This window comes from Actinopolymorpha sp. B11F2 (assembly GCF_040195635.1).
GTDB lineage: Bacteria > Actinomycetota > Actinomycetes > Propionibacteriales > Actinopolymorphaceae > Thermasporomyces.
In genome coordinates this window covers 294580-314713 of record NZ_JBEFTX010000003.1, presented here as the reverse complement: position 1 = coordinate 314713, position 20134 = coordinate 294580, and the positions used below count along the sequence as shown (strand labels likewise).

Here is a 20134-nt window from a genome sequence, read left to right as displayed (position 1 = left end):
TCCTACGCTATCCAATCCCCCGGGCGACGAACGCGTCCATCGCCGCGACCACCTGCCGGAGAATATCCGCCGAGCGGACCGGTTCGCCCCTGGTCTCCATGCCATGGTCGGCGTCCGGGACCTCCAGCACGTCCACGTCGGCACGCTTCGCCACGTCACTGTCCCAGAGCGGGTCCGCGGTTCCACCGACCAGGAGAGCGGGAGCGGACGCGCGGGCGAGGGCTGCTTCGACGCGCTGCTCGGTGAGCAAAGGAGTGAGCCAGATCCCTGGCAGGCCACGGTCGGCCGCCACCTCGGTCGCGAAGGTGCCGAGAGACTTGCCGACGAGGAGGGCACGCTCGGCGCTTTCCTGGTCGAGAGCCCATGTGGCGTACTCGCACACGCGATCTGCCCGCTCTACCCACGCGCCGGGCCAGGCCTGCGTGTCCCACCAGAGCTCCTGCACAGTCCACCCGTGGCGAACGAGCACCGCCCGTGCGAAGTGCAGCAGCGGTCCGGCAGGGGTGTAGCCACCACCAGGCAGGATGATCGCGATCCGCCGCGGGTCACCTGCGGAGCGGGTCTGTTCGGGCGAGACCGTGAATGCTGGCATGACCCCTCCTCCCATCGTGACTTTCCCCGGAGCGTACGTCGATCGCCAGGTCGGCACGTGGTTCGCCGGCCACGCAGCCGTCGGGTTCTACCCGCGGACCACGGTGGATGCGTCGATGAGCCACCGGCGTCCGTCGCGTACCAGCGTGTAGCGGTGCACCTCGTTGAACTGCCGGCCGTCGCGCCCGGTGTAGTCCACCCGCGCGACCACGGTGGCCGGGTTGCCGCCGCTGGCGGAGAGCACCGACGCTTCCACGGACCTGAACTGGGACCACCACGACCGGTAGTTGGCATAACTGCCGGAGGTCGCCTGCCGGTAGCGCGAGCTCAGCCAGGTGTAGGCGGTGTTCGGGTGGTCCGGCATCAACCGGTAGTAGGCGAGGAGCGTTTCCCTGGCGCTTCGACTGGGCTTGTTGGCTTTCTGGTCATTGTTCGCTGTGGTCGACGGCGAGGTGTCGGGGCTGGGAGAGCGGTCAGGTGTCCGCTGCGGTTCGCTCCGGCGAGCCCGCGGGTCCGGTGTCGCACCCTCGGACTTCTCCCCCTGATCAGCCTTGCCGGTCGGCGCGCCGGTCGGGTCACCGATGCCCAACAACGTAGGCAGCGCGAACGCGGCGGCGAGGCCGGCGAGGGCGACTACGCACGCCAGGGCGCCGATCCAGACTGCGGCCCGCGTCCGCCGGGAGGTCGGCGGGCCGGTGGGTCCGACGTGCACCGGCGCGATCCTGTCGCCCGGTGGCACGGGCGCGTCCGGTCCCTCCTGCGTGGACGCCTCGCCCCAGTCGACCGAGATCACCTGCGCGAAGGGAGCCTCTTGTGGTGCCGCGTCGCCGTCCGGTGAGGAGTCGGCCGGTGCGACCTCCTGCGTGGGCGGCTCCTCGACCGACTCGCTTGCCGGGGTCGAATCGCCTGCCGAGGCCGAATCGCCTGCCGACGCCGACTCGCCAGCAGGCACGGACTCGCCAGCAGGGACGGACTGTCCGACCGGCGGAGGGGAGGGCGTTGCGCCGGGAGACGGGTGGACGGGCAGAACCTGCGGCAGAAGTGTCGTGTGGTCACGGGCAGTGCCCCCGCCCCTCGATGCGAGGGCCTCCAGCACCCGGCTGGCTTCGGTCATGCTCGGGCGCCCCGCCGGGTTCGGGTTGAGCATCCGCAACAGCACAGGTGTCATCACGCCGGCCTGCCGTGGCGGGTTGATCTGCCCGGACGCGACCCGGTGGAGCAGCGCGATGGCGTTGTCGTGCCGACCGAACGGCGGCGCGCCCTCGATCGCGGCGTACAACGTCGCGCCCAGCGAGAACACGTCGGACGCGGACGTCGCGTTCTCCCCCTTGGCGACCTCCGGCGACAGGAACGCGGGAGTGCCGGAGATCAGCCCGGTCATGGTGATGGTGACATCGCCCGCCGCCCGTGCGATCCCGAAGTCGACGATCTTGACCGTGCGAGCGTCACCGTCGCCCAGCAACACGTTGCCCGGCTTGACGTCGCGGTGGACCACCCCGACCGCGTGCGCGGAGGCGAGCGCGCTCGCGGCCTGGACACCGATCTGCGCCACCTCAACCGGCGGAAGAGGTCCGCGTTCCTCGTTGACCTCCGACAGGCTCTTCGAGGGGAGGTACTCCATCACGAGACACGTGTGGCCCTCGTCCTCGACCACGTCGTAGATGGCGATGACGTTCGGATGCTGGATCCGCGCCGCGATGCGACTCTCGCGCCTCGCGCGCTGCTTCGCCTCCTCGGCCTCGGCTCCGGCCAGGTAGGCCGGCAGCAGCAGTCGCTTGACCGCGACCGTGCGTCCGAGTCGTTCGTCGTACGCCTGCCAGACGACACCCATCCCGCCACTGCCGATGCGTACGCCCAGGCGATACCGGCCGGCGATCAGCCGGTCGTCCTCACTCATCCTGCCCCACTCGTCCCACCCCTGAGAACTCCCACCCCTGTGGCGACAACCCTAGGACCGGCCGGGGCGTGGCGCGTCGTCAGGGTTGATCAGTGGAACGGAGCTCCGAGTATGAGTGTGGCCCCGGAACCAGGTGCGGTCCGGGGCCACGGTGAGAGCCGGTGGTTCAGGCGGTGGCGTGAGCGCCAGCGCCAGCGACCTGTGGGCCCTGGTACTGCGCGCTGCCGAAAGCGAGCATCGGGAAGCCGATGATGCCGAAGAGCCACAGTCCGAAGAAGCCGAAGACGCCGCTCTTGCCGAACGACTTCGCCACATCAAGCGAGACGATGATCGAGATGACGAGGTTGACCAGTGGGACGAAGTACAGAATCGTCCACCAGCCTGGCCGTCCGGCGATCTTCAGCAACACGTAGATGTTGTAGATGGGGATGATCGCGGCCCAGCCGTACTGTCCCGCCTTGGAGTAGACCTTCCACATCGAGGCGATCATCAACACCAGGATGGCCAGGTAGATGATCATTACGACCGGACTGATACCGGCGCCCGGATCGGTTCCGTTCACGTAGTCCTCCTTGTCGACAAACAGGGACGACACCTTAGGGCATGCCGGGCAATGCGCGATTCGCTTGTCCACAGGGGCGGGCGCCGGGGGAAGGCCTGCGCCCTCATTCGTGCACGACAACTCCGGTCTCGTGCGCGCGAATCCAGTCCCAGTTGAGCGTGACGCCCAGGCCGGGTCCGGTCGGCACCGGAACACAACCCTCGCCGTCGACGGAATCCAGATCGTCTGCGTAGCCGTCGGCGTACACCTGGCAATGGTTGCGTTTCGCGTCGAGGCCGGGCGCGACCAGGCCGAGCTCGTAGTAGTTGGTGTTCCGGATGGCCGCCATGCAGTGCCGGTGAGCAGCGCCGGGTGCGTGGATCTCGCAGTCGAGGCCGAATCCCTCCGCGGCGTGGGCCAGCTTCATGACGCCGGTGATGCCGCCGTCGTAGTCGGCGTCGGCGCGTACGAAGTCGGTACCGTCCGCGACGATCTGGTCCACGTGCGGTTCGAGTCCGCGGACATGCTCGCCGAGAAGCAGCGGCGTGCGAATCAGCTGGCGGAGCTTGCGGTGCGCGAACGACGAGACACCGCCGTCCTTGTACGGGTCCTCGTACCAGAAGTAGTTCGCCTCGTCGCACGCGCGGCCGACCTTCAGCGCGGCGGCGAAGGTTTCGTACTCGCAGGCCGGGTCGATCATCAGGTCCATTCCGTCGCCGACCGCCTCACGGGTCGCGAGGACCGCGGCCACCTCGCGCGCGATCGGCCCGTTGCCCCAGCCGTGGATCTTGAACGCCGGATAGCCCATGTCGCGGCACTGCACGGCGAACTCGGCGAACGCCTCGGGTGTCGACAGTCCGCCGTTCTCGTCACCGTGGTAGGTGGAGGCGTACGCGGGGAGCTTGGTCCGGAAGCCGCCGAGGAGCTCCGCGATCGGCGCGTCGTAGGCCTTGCCGGCGATGTCCCAGAGTGCGATGTCGATCGGCCCGATGCCGAACCGGTCCTGCTTGCGCAGGGCGCGTTTCAGGTCGTTCCAGATCAGCTCGCGTGTCAAGGCGTCCTTGCCGATGAGGTACGACGCCACCATGTTGACCTGGGAGTAGGCGACCCCGCTGCCACCGGCGTACTCTCCGGTGATGCCGGCGTCGGTTTCGATCGTGAGGACGTGGCCCGCGTGCCGCGTGGTGCTTCCCCGTTGGTAGACGTTGTTGAAGCCGTTGTAGTCGACGCCGAGATCGGGCATCGTCCATGCGTAGGTCCGGACGGTCACGCGCCGGATCCGAAGGTCCCGGGACATCCTGCTCAGTTCCTCTCTCGTGGTGCGGCTTGTCCCGGCCGGCCACCCCTCGTCAGGTCCGGGACTGGGTGTCGAGCTGGAGGCCTGGACTGCCGGCCTCGGTGACGAAGGTGGCACGGGTGCTGATCGGTGCGCCAGGGGTGGAGACGTACGGCATCACCAGATGGTCGGACTGGCAGCGCTCCGGGGTGACGGTCATGCGAATGTAGCCGCGCTGGCTGTTCATGAACTTCACGTGCGGGTTCGCGGCCAGCACTGTCCGGTCGTGCTCGTCGAGGTCCGCACCGTCCTGGCCGGAGGTGACCGACGTCCCCGTGAACTCGACGGCGACCGTGGGCGAGTCGGGATCGTCGAAGTTCGCCTTCAGATCCGACACCATGTGCCGGTGCCGGTCGCCGCTGACCACCACCGGGTTGGCGACACTCCTTTCGGTGAACGCCTGGAAGAGTCGGTCCCGCGCGGGCTTGTAGCCGTCCCACGCGTCCATGAACAGCGGCATCGGTTCGGCGGTGTCGAGGTCGCACTGGGTGATCGGTACCTGGTTGGCGAGCACGTTCCACGTCGTACCAGCATGGGCGAGTCCGTCGTAGAGCCAGCTTTCCTGGTCGAAGCCGAGCATCGTGCGCGCCGGGTCGAGGCGTTCGGCGCAGTCAGCCTTCGCGCCGTCTCCGCAGGCCTGGTCATCGCGGAACATCCGGCCGTCGAGAACATGGAAGGTCGCCAGCCGGCCGTAGGTGAGGCTCCGGTAGAGCTGGATGTCAGGACCGCTCGGCTTCTGGGGAAGGCGCAGCGGCAGGTTCTCGTAGTAGGCCTGCGCGGCCGCGGCCCGTCGTACGCGAAACTCCGCCGGGTCCTGGCCGATGTCCCGCGAGATGTCGCCAGCCCAGTTGTCGTCCACCTCGTGGTCGTCCCAGGTGTGGACGAACGGCACTGCCGCGTGTGCGGCCTGCAGGTCGGGATCGCTGTGGAACAACGCGTGCCGGTTGCGGTAGTCGGCGAGCGAGAGCGGTTCGTTCCGGATCTCCGTTGGCAGCGCGGTCTTGCGGTGCAGGCCGTCCGCCGGGACGGTGTTCTCGTAGATGTAGTCGCCCAGGTGGAACACCACGTCGAGGTCGTCTTCGGCCATGTGCCGGTACGCGGTGTAGAAGCCGCCCCACCACACCTGGCAGGAGGCGACACCGAAGCGGAGCTCGCTCACGTCGGCGCTCGTGGCGGGAGCGGTGCGCGTCCGGCCGACCGGGCTCTCGAACTTGCCCGTACGAAAGCGGTAGAAGTACTCGCGCCCGGGTTTGAGGCCGTTGACCTCCACATGGACGCTGTGGCCCAGCTCGGGAACGGCTGGCGTCTGGCCCTCCCGGATGACCGTCCGGAAGCGCTCGTCATGCGCCATCTCCCAGCGGACGCTCACCCGTCGGTCGGCCATGCCGCCCCGGCCGTCGAGAGCGAGCGGTTCCGGTGCGAGGCGCGTCCAGAGCACCACACCCGAGGGCTGCGGATCGCCGGACGCGACGCCGAGGGTGAACGGGTACTCCGTCGAGGCGAGTGGTGCCGCCGAGGCCTTCGCATGGGTGAACCCGGCCGCGTACATCCCCAGTCCACCCAGGCCGGCGGCGAGCAGTGCGCGTCGTTCGATCTTCACCCGCCGCCCGCGTACCGCCTCGAGTCCCCATGCGTTGTTCTTCGCCATCGTGCCGCCCCCTCCGACGCTGCGTCGTCCCGGCCGGGACCACGGTATTGCGCCGGTTGGTCCGGGTTCGGAAGGTTGAGGACTTCCGGCCGTGACCGGTCAGGAACTCGGCGTGAGTGCGTGCCTGGCGGCGGCAAGGAGGGCGCGCAGGTTCGGCCGGAGGTCGCGCGCGTCGAAATAGCCAGCCCATCCGTCGTCGGTCAGCAGGTCGCTCACCACGAAACCGGCAGCCGCTTCGTATCCGCGCACTTCGGCGACAGCGAAGGCAGCGGCCGCTTCCATCTCGACAGTGAGGATGCCTTCCGCTCGATAACTCCGAACTTCCTCCGCGGTCTCCCGGTAAGGGGCGTCGGTTGTCCATGTCGTACCGACCCGGACGCTCGCCGTCCCAGATGTCGCGCGCACCTCGTGCGTGAGTCGAGCCGTCAGGTCGGCAGAAGGGCCGGAGTATCGACCGGGCGGCAGGTAGTGGTGCGAGACTCCTTCGTCGCGAAGGGCGCGGTCCCCGACGACGAATCCGCAGGGCTCCTGGTCGGATTGGAGAGCGCCGGCCATTCCGATGACGATGAACTGGCGTACGCCGTGGGCACCGAGCTCCTCGACCAGCATGGCCGCCGCGGGCGCACCGACACCGATCCCGCCCACAAGTGCCACCTGGCCATCCGTGGCGTCGAGCCGGTGGACATCACCACGGTACGCCCACGGATATGGGCAGGTCGGCTCCGAGTCGAGCACCTCGCGCAACAACCAACGGGGATAACACAGGATGGCCGCCCGGGGTGGGTCTGCGGGGAACGGCCCGACGGGGAGTGGGACCAGGGAGTCCGAGCGGTGCTTGCCTTCCGTCATCGGGTACGACGTCATGCGGCCAGCCTGCCGAGCCGCGGGTGATCCCGCCAGGCGAATAGGACCGCGAGGTCGCCGGTCACGCCGTGGGAACGCCGAGGCGGTCGAGGTCGGCATCGATGGCTTCGCGGTGGACGGCGAACCAGTCGCCTCCGGCCCGCAGCTCGTCACGCAGGACGATGGTCGTCCAGATCATCCGGTAGACCGCCAGCCGGACGGCCAGGTCGGAATCCAGGTCAAGCCCGTAACCGTCGAGCAGGAATGTCAGTGATGCGGGATCGGCGCGCGAGAAGCGGCTGAGGTCGAACACCGGATCGCCGGCGGCGACGTCGCCCCAGTCGATGATGCCGGTGAACTCGTCCCCGTCGGCGAACACGTGCCGCGGATGCAGGTCGCCGTGCAGGAGGACGGCCTGTCCGTCGTACGCGACAGTGTCCCGATGACCGTCAAGCCCGACCCGTAAGCGACCGGCCAGGGCGGGAGTGAGCACCTTGTGGGCGACGAGCTCGTCCAGACAGTCGAACGGTTCGTTCGTGAACTCGGCCCAGGTGGCGTACGGACCGCGAGGCGTCGGTGAGTCGCCGGCCGCGTCATGCAGGAAACCGAATCCGTCGGCGTGCAGGGCGTGCAGCACCCGGAGCTGGCGAACCGCTTCGACGAGGGCGCCGTGGCCTTCGCCGACGCCGGCACCGGACAGGCGGCGCATGAGCAGGAACGGTTCGGGAAGCGTGGCGCGGTCCACCTCGAGCGCGACGACCTCCGGAGCCGATACTCCGGCCGCGCGAACCGTCTCGCAGGCCCATGCCTCGGCGTTGATGCTGGTCGCGTCACCCGCCTTGAGCACGTAGTCGCCAGCCGGCGTCCGGACCATGAAGTCCTGGTTGCCGACGTAGCCGGCCAGCGTCGTCACGCCGTCGACCGTCGTACGCAGGCATCGCGACACAGCGTCCGCCACCTCGGCGCCGGTCAGCGGAACGGGCGCGGCCACCGGCCGCAGCTCGGTCATCAGCCGCACACCTTTCGTTGGATGAGGGTGTCCTTCACCCGGACCTGTGGGAGGAAGGGGCCCCTCATCCAACCGCACAGGTCACCCAACCGCAGGGCCGGCACGCACCTGGCGGGAAAGAAGCTGCCTATTCACAGCGGAAGCCGTAAAGCGTTAACGTCGTCGCTCGAACCGCACTTGACCGCAGGTCGTCACAACGGGGGTGGCCGTGCTGGCGTTGAACCTGCTCGGTGACGGCCTGCGTTCCGCGCTCGACCCGAAGGAAGAGAGCAGATGACGGCCGGCGGTGTGGAGGGTACGGCGGACGCGGTGGGAGCTGCTACGGACGCTGACGGCGAGGCGGTGCTGGCGGTCCGCGACCTGCGGGCATCAGGGTCGTCGGGCGCCGGTCGGGAGGTGCCGATCGTGCGGGGCGTGTCGTTCGACGTCCGGGCAGGCGAGACGGTGGCGCTCGTCGGGGAGAGCGGAAGCGGCAAGTCGTTCACCGCGTTGGCCCTCATGGGTCTGCTTCCCGACGGCGCGCGGATCACCGGAGGGTCGGTCCGGCTGGGCGGCCGCGACCTGCTCGGCCTCGACGCACAGGAGCGGCGGGCGTCCCGCGGTGCTGACATCGCCATGGTCTACCAGGACCCGATGACGTCGCTCAACCCGATGATGCGGGTCGGTGCCCAGGTGCGGATCGATCAGTCCGTACGAGAAGAGCCGGTGCTGGAGCAACGCGGAACGAACCTGGCGGCCTGCTGGGTGGCGCGGGACCGGTGGGTGTGATGCTCACCGTCGAGTCGCTGGTCAAGCACTACCGCGTGCGCGGCGGTGGTGTGGTGCGCGCCGTCGACGGTGTTTCGTTCTCCGTGAGACGCGGCGAAACGCTAGGCGTAGTGGGAGAATCGGGGTGCGGAAAGTCGACGACCGCCACGATGGTGGTCCGGCTGGACGATCCGACGTCAGGCCGGATCCTGCTGGACGGCGAGGACATCACGCGGGCGCGCGGTGCACGGCTGCGGTCGGTGCGGCGGCGGATCCAGCTCGTCTTCCAGGATCCGTACTCCGCCTTGAATCCGCGCCTCACCGTCGAACGCACGCTCGCCGAGGTGCTCCAGGTGCACGGCCTCGGCCGCGACGATGCGGCACGGCGGGCGCGGGTGGACGAGCTTCTCTCGCTGGTGGGACTGCCCGGATCAGTCGCGCGACGTTATCCGCACCAGCGTTCCGGCGGCCAACGGCAGCGGGTCGGCATCGCCCGCGCGCTGGCCGTCTCGCCAGAGGTCCTGGTGCTCGACGAAGCGGTGTCCGCCCTGGATGTGTCCGTACGCGCCGAGGTGATGAACCTGCTTGCCCGGCTGCAGGGCGAGCTCGAACTCACCTATCTGTTCATCTCCCACGACCTTGGGATGGTCCGGCACATCAGCGACCGGATCGCGGTGATGTATCTCGGCAGGATCGTCGAACTTGGTACCTGGCGGCAGGTTTCCGATTCGCCGCTGCATCCCTATACGCGTGCGCTGCAGGACGCGGTGCCCGTGCCCGATCCTGAAGCCGAGGCCCTGCGAGCGGCCCCGGTGGTGGTAGGCGACGTGCCGGACGCCGCGCATCCGCCGTCCGGGTGCCGGTTCCATCCGCGCTGTGCGTACGCCGAAGACGTGTGCCAGCGCGACGATCCCTTGCTGCGGGAGGTGGGAGCCGGCCGTTTCGCCGCCTGTCACTTTGCCGAACGTCTGGAATCGTAGTGGCATGGCGACGGCACGTGGCCGAAGGTCGGACAGGGTCGGCTGCCGGTGGGACAACGTCCGCACCCTCAACCGAGGTTTGCGTGAGGGGCACCAGGGACCTGCACTAAGGTCATGTGCCAGTTCCCGGTCCAGCAGCCATACCGCGAGGGAGTGCGCGAATGGCCACCTTCGTACTCGTCCACGGCGCCTTCGGTAGCGCACGGTCCTGGCGGCGGCTGGTGCCACTGTTGCGGGCACGCGAGCACGATGTCTTTGCGGAGTCGTTGACCGGCATGGGCGAACGGTTCCACCTCGGAGGACCCGACACCGACCTCAGCACACACGTCCAGGATGTCATCGGCATTATCGAACACAATGACTTGCACGACGTGATCCTGGTGTGCCATAGCTACGGCGGCATGGTCATCACAAGTGTCGCCGATCGGATTCCGGATCGGATCGCGCACTTGGTCTACCTAGACGCAATGCTCCCCTCGGACGGCGAGGCATGTGTTGACATGGAGGGCGGCGATGAGCTGGCCAGCCTGCCTGCCGAAGACGGCTGGCTCCTGCTCCTGCCGGACCGACCGGATGCACCGGCCGCACCATCACGTGGACATCCAGTCGGCACGTTCACGGAGAAGGTTCATCTCACAGCGCCGCTCGAGAAGGGGACTTTCACCCGCACCTACGTCAAGGCCGGCGGGAGCCCGCAGCCGCCACCCGAGCAGCGCACGGGCAACTTCTGGAACGCGGCAGCCAGAGTCCGCGACGACGCAGCCTGGCACTACGTCGAACTTCCCTTCGGTCACTCGCTACAAAACGAGGCACCGGAAGTAGTTGCAGGCCTGCTACAACAGCTCGCGGCCAACAGCGACGATGGCAATACGGAGGCACAGAGCTGATCGTGCCGGCCGGGCATGACGAGACGGCGGCCTCGCCCCTGAGGCACGTCTGTGTTCGCCCCTGTGCCCGCCCTGTGCCCGACCACCGCGTATGAGCCGACGCATCGGTCACCGGACTGGCCCGTTTATGGCCGCCCACCGTTGTGGCGCGGCCCCGACGGCCGGCCTGTTCGGGAGTGGCGCGCACAACCCCGTCACGAGGATGGCTGCGGCACCTTGCACGTGATCTTCGGGTTGACGCCCACATAGTTCAACGGGCCGGCGACGACCGTGATCACCACGTTCCCGGCCTCGGCGCAGCTTGCCTCGGAGTCTTGGAAGTACCCCCGCTGGACCGCTGCCAGGGCGCCGATGGCGAGCCAGATGACGACGACAACTGCTGCAATCCGCATAGCGAACCTCCAGATCCCTCCGCGGGACGCGAGAGAGGAGCGACCGAGCAGTGAACATCACACATATGGACGGATTTGCGAGGTCATAAACGTATGCCCGAACAGCCACCCGGCCGCTTCCCACGCCACACGACGCTCCCGCGGTGGGCGGCCGGCCGGCGTTCGGTTGGGCGGGCGCGCCGCATCGGGAAGCTGTCGCGGCGCGTGTGTCAGCGCGCCGCCGGGGTGCGCACGCCTTGAGCAGCGTCGTACGCGACCTTGAGTTCCGCCGCCGATGCCAGCCCCGCCCCTCCGTCAACTGCCTCGAGGCGTACGTATCGCGCGTCCCGAGCCGTCCCGAGCCGCACCACCTTGGTCGAAAGGTCCAGTGACCAGGTTCCGCTGTCCACGACGGTGAAGGTCTCGCCATCCCTACTGGTGGAGAGGTGGTAGCGCGTGATGATGCCGTTGTTGTTCACGTCATGGCGCGGCTGATAGATGAACGCCTCGACCGGATAGTCGCCGCCAAGGTCGAGGGTGATCGTGTGCGGCTGCGGCGCCGGCGGGTCGTAACGGCTGTGCCACATCGTCGTGCAGGAACCGTCGATGGCTTTGGACGGTTCGAAGCCCTCCTGGTACGACGATGCCGTCGCACTCATCCGCTCCTGGGGAACGTAGGTGAATCCGCTGAGGTCCTCGCCCTCGTCGGTGCCCCCGATCAAGGGTGTCAGCGCGACGTCGAGCTCACCGATACCGGCTCGCCCGCGACACCCGGCTTCGAGCGCTTCCAGGCGTACGAACCGGGCGGACTGTTCCGGCCAGCTCGCGGTCTTCGTCGCATTGGTCAGCGCCCAGGAACCTTCGGCGACCGGTGAGTAGGTCCTGCCATCGTTGCTGAGCCACACCCGATAGCGCGTGGTGATGCCGATCGGCGACGCCTGCAGCCGCGGTTGCGCGACGATCCCGTGCGTCTTGTAACGCGCACCGAGATCGACCGTGATCGCCTGCGGTAGCGGGGCGACCTGTTCGTGCTCTGCCCACCACCAGGTTTCCGGCCGGTCGTCGACCGCCCGCGCGGCCTCATAGGTATACCCGCCGAGGAATCCGGTGCTCGTCGTCGCGGACGCCTCGAGATCTGCCTTGGGCACGAACCGCGGACGCGGCGCGGTCGCCGACACCGCGAAGTCGTCGAACTGCGCATGGTTCCAGCCGCTCACGACCAGCCCGACCGAACCAGTGCGTTGCCGCGTGTCCTGGACCGTCGCCAGTCGTTTGTCATCGACCTCCACGCTGATCGCCGAACCACGCATGTGCAGCGCCATCGTGTGCCAGGTGCCGACTTCGACCTCGACCGTGCCAGTCGCAAGAACCTGGTCTCCGCCGTACTGGTCGTGACTGGTGAGCTCCCAGGTCCGGTCGCTCGCCACGCGGAGGTGATAGCCGCTGAGCTTGGTCTCCCTTGTCGCCGGATGAGCCGACGACCGCCCGACGAGTTCCACATGGCCGGGGCCGTCGAGCATGAACGCCGTCCGCACGCGGTAGTCGCCCCACCATCGCGGATCCCCGACCACGGTTGTCGGATCCATCAGCCCGGCGGAGTTCCACGTGATCGGTTGCTGAGGAGTCTGTTGCTGGTAGCACATGCCGGCGCGACCGGCCGCACAAGGCGCGGTCTCGAAACTGCCGTTGAGATCGGAGAAGTACGCGGCGAGCTCGCCAGGTTCGTCGTCGTCAAAGGATTCGCGGTACGGAAGCGGCATCTCCTCGCCTATCCCCGCGTGCGGGCGTGCCGAGCCCTTGCCCTGCCCCGTCGTACTGCTGAGCGTGTAGACGTGCCCTGGCTCCAACGTCATGGCGAAGGAGCCGTCGACCGGTTGGACTCCCTTCGTACGCACGAAATCGTCGGCCTGGGTGGCGGTCTCGAGATCGGTGGACCACACGTGGACGCCATCGGTGGGAAGTCCGCCGGTGACATCGAACTCCACCGTGGCCGGCTCGGTGGCGTCCAACGTCTCCACCACCGTGGTGAAGTCGTCGGCGGCCGGCGACACCATGCTCACGTAGCTCGCACCGGAGTCGAGATAACCGCTGCCGGTGTCGAGATAGCGCCAGCCCGGGTCGGTGAACTGCGTCGTGTGCGCGAACGCCCATACCGTCGACCCGACCTGGTAGTGGCCGGACCACGGCCATTCGGCCAGGATCGTACCGGTGTCGGCGATGGGGAAATGGGCGTACCACGCAGAGACCGCGGACCATGTCAGGTAGCCCGTCAGCCGAGCGTCGACGTACATCCGGTTGATCGACCGAGCGGCCGGCGCCGCGCCCACATCGTGTGCCTGCGCGCTGACCTCGCTCATCCACAGCGGTTTGTCGAGGCCGCGCGCGGTCTCGGTGCTGTGGCACTCCCTGCGCTGGTCGCGGTTGCCGCACGCGAAGTGCACGCCGGCGATGTCGACCGCGTTGTCGAACGCCGGGTTCGCGGCCATGTCGTCGGCCACCCGCCACAGGTCTTCGCGACAGCACTCGTCGGCCGCGATGATCTCGATGTCGGGAAACCGCTCGGCCAGCGCCTTGTCGAAGACGACGTACCAGCCCGTGTCGTAGCCGCGTTCGTTCCAGCCGCCCACGTAGTCGATGCGCAGGCCGTGTGAGGCCGCACAGTCAAGCCAGGAAAGGATGTAGTCGATGTTGTCCTGACTCCAGAAGCCGCCGTCGAACCAGCCGGGCGCCCCCCATTGGAGCGCGGCGAGCTTGATGGCGGGGTTGCGCTTGCGGGCCTGTTTCATGAGCCACCATTCGTAGCCCCGGTCGCAGTCGACGACACCGGGCTCGCGTTGGTGGCTTGGTTCCGCACCGTCGGTGGAGTTCGTCTCGCCGCCGATCTCGACCTTGAGAATGTCGAGGGCCGCTCCGTACGCCGGCGTGAAGAGATAGTCCAGCACCTGGCTGCGTTCCGGTTCGGGGTAGTCGGCGAGCAGCCGGGACGAGGCTCCGGCGCTCACCGCTCCGACACCGTTGAAGGTCCGCCCGCCGGCGCGCCCGTCGACGGTGATCGTCCCGCCGGTAGCCGGCGCCGCGGCGAGCGCCTCGGTGTTCGTCGTACCTTCCTGCGCCGCCGCGGGCATCGCCGCCGCCAGACCCGCACATGCGACGACGACGGCCATCAGCAGGTGCCGGAGCCGATCCCGCCGCGGCACGGCAACACCTCGCCAGCAAGCAGCGCGTCCCACGAGCCCACCCCTTCGCCATCGGACGTGACGGATCAGTACTGGTCCATTTATGGTCAGAGGTTAGACCACAATCCATGGCCGGCAAAGATCGTTGTCCGGCCCCAGCACACCGTCCCGGGAGGTGGTCCGGCAACCGCGGAGGAGTCGCTACGCCCGCTCAGCGGTAAGAGTCGCGCGCTCCGGTCCCGTGCCGCGGAGTGGCGACGTCAGGACGACGACTCCTGGTGAACGTCTGGAGGGCCGGCCGCGCGCCTTCTCCGAGTCATGCCGAACCCGACGCCGATCGCCAGGACGGCGAGGACGACCGGCGCAAATACCAGCGCATATCCAGCGGCGCCGGCATGGTCGTCCACCGGAAGCCACGCGGGGAGAAAGCCCTGGTCCGACTCGATCGGAGCCGGCCGCGGGCCCCACAGCCGACGGGTGGCGGTGCAGCCGTTGTCGCGGTACGGACTGGTCGCGTTGGTCGGATGGAACTCGTACAACGCGCCGACGGCGAACCGACGGCCGGACGACGACACACCGTCCGCGGCCGGGTTCTCGACCGTCACCTGGTCGCCGTTCTCGGTGACCACCGTGGCGATCCGCCCGCCGTCGTCGGTCGCGATGACCGTTCCCTCGAACGCATGTGCCGAAGGCGCGGGGCGCTCCGCACAGTCCGCATACGCCGCAGGCGCGAGCCCGAGCGAGAGACCCACGGCCATGACGCCACCAAGGACGCTCCCCCGCGCGCCACTGCACAGCGCCGCCCTCCACCACCACGCGCTCGTCACACCGTGATCATGATCGTGATCGTGAAGATTTTCCAGTCCTATGGGCCGCATTCCCTTCATGATCACGGCGGCGTCGGCGTCGCAAGGGGCGTCGGCGTCGCAAAGGGGCGGCCTCGGCCACACTGTGGCTACCGCGCGAAGCGCCCACACCGCCTATACCGCCCCCATACCGCCCGGCTCGCAGAGGCGATCGAGTCATCCGGGCGAGAGGTCCCGCCGGCGATGGCCCACACGATCCAGAGCAAAGTGCCTGTGGTGCTGGGCACTCCGGAAGCTGCCGAGATCTGGGTGGCGGCCAACCTGGCGGCCCGCGACGCCCTACTCAGCGGCAACGGCGGCAAGGTGGCCGTCGACATCGACGAGCTGGTCGCCATCCTGTCCGAACGACTGCGCGCCGAAGGCGTCGACGTACCTGCCGACCTCCCGGCGCACAGCTCGAGAGTCGTCCTCGTCGCCTCACCTGCCGTCGCACGGGCACGTGAAGGTTCGCAGTTGACCACGATGCTGGCGCGGGCACTTCCCCTCGTCGCCGGCGCTCTGCTGTTGCTCGCCCTGCTGATCTCGGCTCGACGCTTCCGTACCCTGGCGATCGCGGGGATCGGCGTCTCCGTCGTCGCGCTGGTCGAGATTCTCGCCGTTCGGCTGGGCCGGGACCGCTACCTCGCGACGGTCGACGACGACACCTCGCGGGCACTCCTGGACGCGGTGGCGCAGGCATTTCCCGATCGTTGCGTTCCGACCTGCTCGTGCTGCTCTTCGCGGCCATCGCCGTCGCGGTCGTCGGCATCATCCTCGGCCTCCTCACCCGGCGGCGGCAGAGCGACGATCTCGACATCGAACGCCTCGCGCCGACCACGGCGGCCAGGTAAGGCAGCTGCTCGCGCGAACGTGGTTGGATCGAGGTCGTGACCACCGATCTCGCGGCCGAGCACCATGACGAGCTGCGACCGCTGATGTTCTCGATCGCGTACCGGATGCTCGGAAGCGTCGCCGAGGCCGAGGACGTCGTCCAGGAGGGGTTCCTCCGCCTGCATCGCACGCCCGCCGAGGAGGTGAGATCGGTGTCCGCCTATGCCGTCACCGTCACGACCCGGCTGGCGATCGACCAACTGCGGTCGGCGAGGGTACGCAGAGAGCGCTACGTCGGGTCCTGGTTGCCCGAACCCTTGCTCGCCACGGACGTCGAATCCGACCCGGCCGTCCGAGCCGAACGTGCCGACAGTCTCTCGCTGGCGTTCCTCGTCGTCCTGGAAACGTTGTCACCGGTCGAGCGCGCCGTCTTCCTGCTGCGCGAGGTCTTCGGCTACGACTACGACGAGATCGCCCGGATCGTCGAGAAGTCGGTGGTCAACTGCCGCCAGATCTTCACCCGCGCAAGCCGCCGGATCGCCGCCGGCGAGCCGCGTTTCGAGGCGTCCCGCGAACGCCGGGACGACCTCGCGCGCGCCTTCTTCGCGGCCTGCGAAACCGGTGACATCACCGTGCTGGAACAACTACTCGCCGAGGACGTCGTGTTCGACGGCGACGGTGGCGGCAAGGCGCCCGCCATCGCCAGACCGATCCGGGGTCGGGTCCAGGTCGCCCGCTTCATGCTCGGCATCATCCGGCAGGTCGCGACGTTCGGTGGGCGGATCGAGCCGACCATGGTCAACGGCCAACCGGGCGGCCGCATGGTCGACGCCGAGGGACGCCTCGCCGCGATTTTCGAACTCCAGATCGCGGACGGCCAGGTACGTGCCCTACGCAATGTCCTCAACCCGGACAAGCTCCGCCACCTCGGCCCGCTGGTGGATCCCGCGAGTCTTCCCGGCGCCGGCCGGCGGCCGCGCGAACGCTAGGGGGTGTCTGATGGATCAGACCCCCCTAGGTCACAAGGTGAGCTGTCAGCTTCGCGTCCGTCCAGGCGCTGGGCGCGTCGGCGTTCGACGATGCCGCGGACGAAAGCCGCCTGCCCCACGTGCTGGAGGTCGTCGCCGATCACGCTGACGAGTCGTACGCCGAGCGACACCGGCGGATCCCAGGACTCGTCGACGACGCGGTCAAGATCGCTGTCGACGAGCCGTTCGACGAAGGCGACCGTGGCGTCGTGAACCGCGTCGTGGTAGCTCGTGAGCAGTCCTGACGTCTGCACCCGTACGGCCGCGACTTCGTGCGTGCCATGCCCGTAACCGGTCGCCGACGGTTCGAACGGCAGACCGAACCTGTCCACGAAACCGCGTTCGGTCCAGACCTGCTGTGTTCCCGCCGCGTCGGCGAGGTGGTCATCCTGGACGCGGGTCAGGTGCCATACCAGCCAGGCGATCGAGTTCGCGTCGGCATCGAGGCGGTAGGCAAGATCGTCAGGCGCCAAGCCGTCGACGACCGCGTGGACCTCCTCGCGGATCCGGCCGAACGCATCGACGAGTAGGTCGGCACTCCTCATTCCCGATCACTCCCTCTCCATGAGTCGGTCTACCTCGGATTCGCCTGGCCGAACCGTCGGAGCCATTCCACCCTCGTCACGGCGTACTCGACCTCACCATGCTCGGTTCCGGGAATCGGGTCGGGGAAGTACTCGTGATAATTGCGGACGAACGTCAGTCCCGCCTTCTCCATCACCCTTCGGGAGCGCTGGTTGACCGCCATCGTGTCGGCGGAAACCCGCTGCACGCCGAGTTCGGTGAACGCCTTGGTGAGGAGGGCCCGCGACCCCTCGGTCGCAAGACCGCGGCCCCAGGCGGCTCGGCGGAGCCGGTATCCGAGAGTGGCGCAGCCGGGCCCGATGCGTTCGGCCGAACGGAGCCCGAACCATCCCAGGAACTGGCCGGTGGCCTTCTCGTTCGCCGCCCAGCAGCCGAAGCCGGGGAAGAGTGCGTACTCGCGAAGGAGTTTCGGCAGAACCTCGTCACGGACCTCCTCCAGTGGCGTGGGCTTGCCGCCGGTGAGAAAGCGCATGACCTCGGGGTCGGCGTCGAGTTCGGCCAGGGCGTCGACGTCGTCCTTTGTGAACTCCCGCAGCCGGAGCCGCGGCGTCGTCAGCACAGTCGCCTGCTCCGTCGGCGGGAGATCGTGGTCGGTTGCCGGGAGATTCTGCTCGGTCACGGCACGCGATCCTAGGGTCCGGTCGGGCTCCGGTTCGAGACAATTTCCCACGACCCACCGCACATGTACGACAGGCACGTCGTGGCCGGGACATGCGAAGGGCTGACCCGTGACACCTAGGTCCGGCAATTCCCCAACCTCTGCGCTCAATGCTCTCGACGACCCCGGAGCTGACAGACTGCCACCATGCGAGGACGCCACGTGGCTTCAGGCGTGCTCGCCCTGGTCGCCTGCCTGGCCGTCCTGGCCGTGGTTCCGGTCGTGTGGCTCAACGCGCAACTGCACGGCACCGCCTACGCCGACACCGTAGGTCCGCTGGCGAAAGACCCTTCTGTCCAACACGCCATGGCCGACCGGGTGGTCGAGACGGTGGCAGGAGGTGGCGAAGGGCTCAGTCCGATCGTTGTCGACGTGGTCCGGGAGGAGATCCCTGCGGTGATGCGTACGCCCGCGGCCTCGAGGATCTGGCTCGCCGCCAGCCTGGCAGCCCGCGAAAGCCTGCTGACCGGCAACGGTGGAGAGGTTTCGGTCGACATCCGTGAGCTGGTCCGACCGCTGGCGAATCGGCTGGGCCCGGCAGGATCCGCACTTCCGTCCGAACTGCCGGACGGGATGACGAGCATCGTGCTGGTGGACGTTCCCGCGCTCGCACAGGTACGCACGATCGCACGGATGGTGCCGACTCTGGCGTACGTCGTCCCCGTCCTTGCCGCCGGCCTGCTGACGCTTGCCCTGCTGACCTCACTGAACCGCTGGCGCACCCTCACCGTCGTCGGCATCGTGGTCGCCGCCGGCACTCTGGCGGAGTTGCTGCTCATCGGCCCGATCCAGGACAGCGCTCTCGCAGGCGTCGACGACGACATCTCCCGCGCGGTCCTCGCCGCCATCGCCGAGGCGTTCGCCGACTCCCTGCGCTCCGCGCTGATCATCCCGCTCGTCGTCGCCGGCGTTGTCGCGGTGGCTGGCCTGGTGAGTGCCCACCTCGCCAGCCGCCGTGCCGATGAGGCCGACCGGATCAGGTGACGCGGAGCCGGCTCACCGGATCGAGGGTGTCGAGGAGCTCCAGAATCAGGACAGCCGCCTCGAGTACGTCGTGCCGTTCCTGGTGCAGTCGCAGTCCCACGGCCCACTCCTTGAACAGCAGTGGTTCGCTTCGAAGCATCTCGTGGAACTCGATAGTCGAGGGCCGCTCGACCACACCCTTGCCGCGAAGGTTGAGGATCTTGCCGGCGTTCATGCGGATCGGCGTCACCAGCAGACCATCGACATAGGCGGCCATCTCGGCGTACCGACCCGTTTCGCGCAGCACAGCGAGCTTGTGCCCGACTTCTTCGTACGTCTCGTCGGCGTAGGTGAAGGCGGCCCACGCACGGTCCTCGGCGGGCATCGCGGCCGCGACGGCCGGCTCCGCCACCCAGCCGCGCAACGCTTCGGCGAACGCATGGAACGCCCGCATCCCCCGATCCGCGGCTTCGGCACCCACAGCCTTGCCGACGCCAGCATCATCGGGACTGTCGAGGCCAAGCCCGCGCAGCAGCCGCGCGTGCAGATCGTCCCGGCCGATCATGTCCAGAGCGCGACGTGCGCCGTCGAGGAAGTGCGACGCGGAATACCGGCCGCCGAAGGCGTCGAGGACCGCCGCCGCGGCGGCCTCCAGGCCGAGCCGGGCATGCAGGGCCGCGAGAGTACGGTCGGCGTCCACCAGCTGCCGGGCGGCCTCGACATACCCGAGGCACAGGTCGCGCCGGGCCGCCGCGCGAGCGCGCCTGCTTTCCGGCGCGAGGAAGGCGGCGGTGACCCGGTCCCGCAGGTGCGCGTACGCGCCGTCGGTGTCGGCCACGACGATGGAGTGCACCACCCGCTGATGCCAGGCGCCGCCGGTGACCGCCACGAAGAACCGCGGCCAGGCGATCCGATCGACGTCTGCGAACAGCGGGCCGTCCGGGCAGGGCCGACCGATCACATCCGCTACTCGAACCCGGGAGACTTCGCGGTAGTCGTTCGGGCGGTCGAGGCAGAGGGTCACGTCAACGTCGCTGGCCCGATCGGCGTCTCCCCACGCGACCGAACCGAACACGAACGCCGCGTACACATCGTCATCCGGGAGACGGGCGACCACCTCGCGGGCGACCTCCGCCATGCGCACGCACTCGGCCGAGCGTGGCGCTGACTCTGCTCCGATCCGCGACATCCGCGCAGT

At 68.5% G+C, this 20134-nt stretch carries 19 protein-coding genes; 6 read left to right on the top strand and 13 right to left on the bottom strand.

What is annotated here, in order from left to right; all coding sequences use genetic code 11:
* Positions 1 to 7 precede the first annotated feature (7 nt).
* The 7 genes from ABN034_RS07905 to ABN034_RS07875 all read right to left on the bottom strand — a co-directional run bounded on the left by ABN034_RS07905 (position 8) and on the right by ABN034_RS07875 (position 7865).
* On the bottom strand, positions 8 to 592 hold the full coding sequence (locus ABN034_RS07905) for an alpha/beta hydrolase (RefSeq protein ID WP_349690331.1): 585 nt from the start codon (positions 590 to 592) through the stop codon (positions 8 to 10).
* An 87-nt stretch (positions 593 to 679) separates the two neighbouring features.
* Positions 680 to 2488 (bottom strand): protein kinase domain-containing protein, encoded by a 1809-nt coding sequence (locus tag ABN034_RS07900; protein ID WP_349690330.1) that lies wholly within the window; start codon positions 2486 to 2488, stop codon positions 680 to 682.
* Positions 2489 to 2654: 166 nt separating this feature from the next.
* The gene (locus ABN034_RS07895; RefSeq protein ID WP_349690329.1) at positions 2655 to 3050 is read right to left on the bottom strand and encodes a DUF5684 domain-containing protein; all 396 of its coding nucleotides are present in this window, start codon (positions 3048 to 3050) and stop codon (positions 2655 to 2657) included.
* Between the two features lie 103 nt (positions 3051 to 3153).
* Positions 3154 to 4299, bottom strand: coding sequence for an enolase C-terminal domain-like protein (locus ABN034_RS07890; RefSeq protein WP_349690328.1), 1146 nt, complete (start codon positions 4297 to 4299; stop codon positions 3154 to 3156).
* A gap of 79 nt (positions 4300 to 4378) precedes the next feature.
* Positions 4379 to 6013 (bottom strand): alkaline phosphatase D family protein, encoded by a 1635-nt coding sequence (locus ABN034_RS07885; RefSeq protein WP_349690327.1) that lies wholly within the window; start codon positions 6011 to 6013, stop codon positions 4379 to 4381.
* 99 nt (positions 6014 to 6112) lie between these two features.
* The gene (locus tag ABN034_RS07880; RefSeq protein ID WP_349690326.1) at positions 6113 to 6877 is read right to left on the bottom strand and encodes a nucleoside phosphorylase; all 765 of its coding nucleotides are present in this window, start codon (positions 6875 to 6877) and stop codon (positions 6113 to 6115) included.
* A 61-nt stretch (positions 6878 to 6938) separates the two neighbouring features.
* Positions 6939 to 7865: a phosphotransferase family protein gene (locus ABN034_RS07875; protein WP_349690325.1), complete on the bottom strand. Its 927-nt coding sequence runs from the start codon at positions 7863 to 7865 to the stop codon at positions 6939 to 6941.
* A gap of 273 nt (positions 7866 to 8138) precedes the next feature.
* Between ABN034_RS07875 and ABN034_RS07870 the strand changes: the two genes are divergently transcribed.
* The 3 genes from ABN034_RS07870 to ABN034_RS07860 all read left to right on the top strand — a co-directional run bounded on the left by ABN034_RS07870 (position 8139) and on the right by ABN034_RS07860 (position 10479).
* On the top strand, positions 8139 to 8633 hold the full coding sequence (locus ABN034_RS07870; RefSeq protein WP_349690324.1) for an ATP-binding cassette domain-containing protein: 495 nt from the start codon (positions 8139 to 8141) through the stop codon (positions 8631 to 8633).
* Positions 8633 to 9592 carry an ABC transporter ATP-binding protein gene (locus ABN034_RS07865; RefSeq protein ID WP_349690323.1) on the top strand — a complete coding sequence of 320 codons (960 nt, stop codon included), beginning with the start codon at positions 8633 to 8635 and terminating at the stop codon, positions 9590 to 9592. The genes ABN034_RS07870 and ABN034_RS07865 overlap by 1 nt, the downstream gene beginning before the upstream one ends.
* Before the next feature lie 161 nt (positions 9593 to 9753).
* On the top strand, positions 9754 to 10479 hold the full coding sequence (locus ABN034_RS07860; protein ID WP_349690322.1) for an alpha/beta fold hydrolase: 726 nt from the start codon (positions 9754 to 9756) through the stop codon (positions 10477 to 10479).
* Positions 10480 to 10673: 194 nt separating this feature from the next.
* Here the strand turns inward: ABN034_RS07860 and ABN034_RS07855 are convergent, their stop codons facing one another.
* The 3 genes from ABN034_RS07855 to ABN034_RS07845 form a co-directional block, all read right to left on the bottom strand.
* On the bottom strand, positions 10674 to 10871 hold the full coding sequence (locus ABN034_RS07855; protein ID WP_349331282.1) for a hypothetical protein: 198 nt from the start codon (positions 10869 to 10871) through the stop codon (positions 10674 to 10676).
* A gap of 209 nt (positions 10872 to 11080) precedes the next feature.
* Positions 11081 to 14047, bottom strand: coding sequence for a discoidin domain-containing protein (locus ABN034_RS07850; protein ID WP_349690321.1), 2967 nt, complete (start codon positions 14045 to 14047; stop codon positions 11081 to 11083).
* A 239-nt stretch (positions 14048 to 14286) separates the two neighbouring features.
* A complete protein-coding gene (locus tag ABN034_RS07845; RefSeq protein WP_349690320.1) occupies positions 14287 to 14853 on the bottom strand; it encodes a hypothetical protein in 567 nt (188 codons plus the stop codon).
* Positions 14854 to 15075: 222 nt separating this feature from the next.
* Between ABN034_RS07845 and ABN034_RS07840 the strand changes: the two genes are divergently transcribed.
* Complete coding sequence (locus tag ABN034_RS07840) at positions 15076 to 15762, top strand: hypothetical protein (protein WP_349690319.1); 687 nt, start codon at positions 15076 to 15078, stop codon at positions 15760 to 15762.
* Positions 15759 to 16691 carry an RNA polymerase sigma-70 factor gene (locus ABN034_RS07835; RefSeq protein WP_349690318.1) on the top strand — a complete coding sequence of 311 codons (933 nt, stop codon included), beginning with the start codon at positions 15759 to 15761 and terminating at the stop codon, positions 16689 to 16691. The genes ABN034_RS07840 and ABN034_RS07835 overlap by 4 nt, the downstream gene beginning before the upstream one ends.
* On the opposite strand, the gene ABN034_RS07830 is transcribed toward ABN034_RS07835, so the two are convergent.
* Positions 16688 to 17275 (bottom strand): mycothiol transferase, encoded by a 588-nt coding sequence (locus ABN034_RS07830; protein ID WP_349690317.1) that lies wholly within the window; start codon positions 17273 to 17275, stop codon positions 16688 to 16690. The genes ABN034_RS07835 and ABN034_RS07830 overlap by 4 nt on opposite strands.
* Before the next feature lie 29 nt (positions 17276 to 17304).
* Positions 17305 to 17934, bottom strand: coding sequence for a GNAT family N-acetyltransferase (locus ABN034_RS07825; RefSeq protein ID WP_349690316.1), 630 nt, complete (start codon positions 17932 to 17934; stop codon positions 17305 to 17307).
* 186 nt (positions 17935 to 18120) lie between these two features.
* On the opposite strand from ABN034_RS07825, the gene ABN034_RS07820 reads away from it, so the two are divergent.
* On the top strand, positions 18121 to 18957 hold the full coding sequence (locus tag ABN034_RS07820; RefSeq protein WP_349690315.1) for a hypothetical protein: 837 nt from the start codon (positions 18121 to 18123) through the stop codon (positions 18955 to 18957).
* Here ABN034_RS07820 and ABN034_RS07815 read toward each other — a convergent pair.
* Positions 18950 to 20125: a nucleotidyltransferase domain-containing protein gene (locus ABN034_RS07815; RefSeq protein ID WP_349690314.1), complete on the bottom strand. Its 1176-nt coding sequence runs from the start codon at positions 20123 to 20125 to the stop codon at positions 18950 to 18952. The genes ABN034_RS07820 and ABN034_RS07815 overlap by 8 nt on opposite strands.
* Between the last annotated feature and the right edge of the window lie 9 nt (positions 20126 to 20134).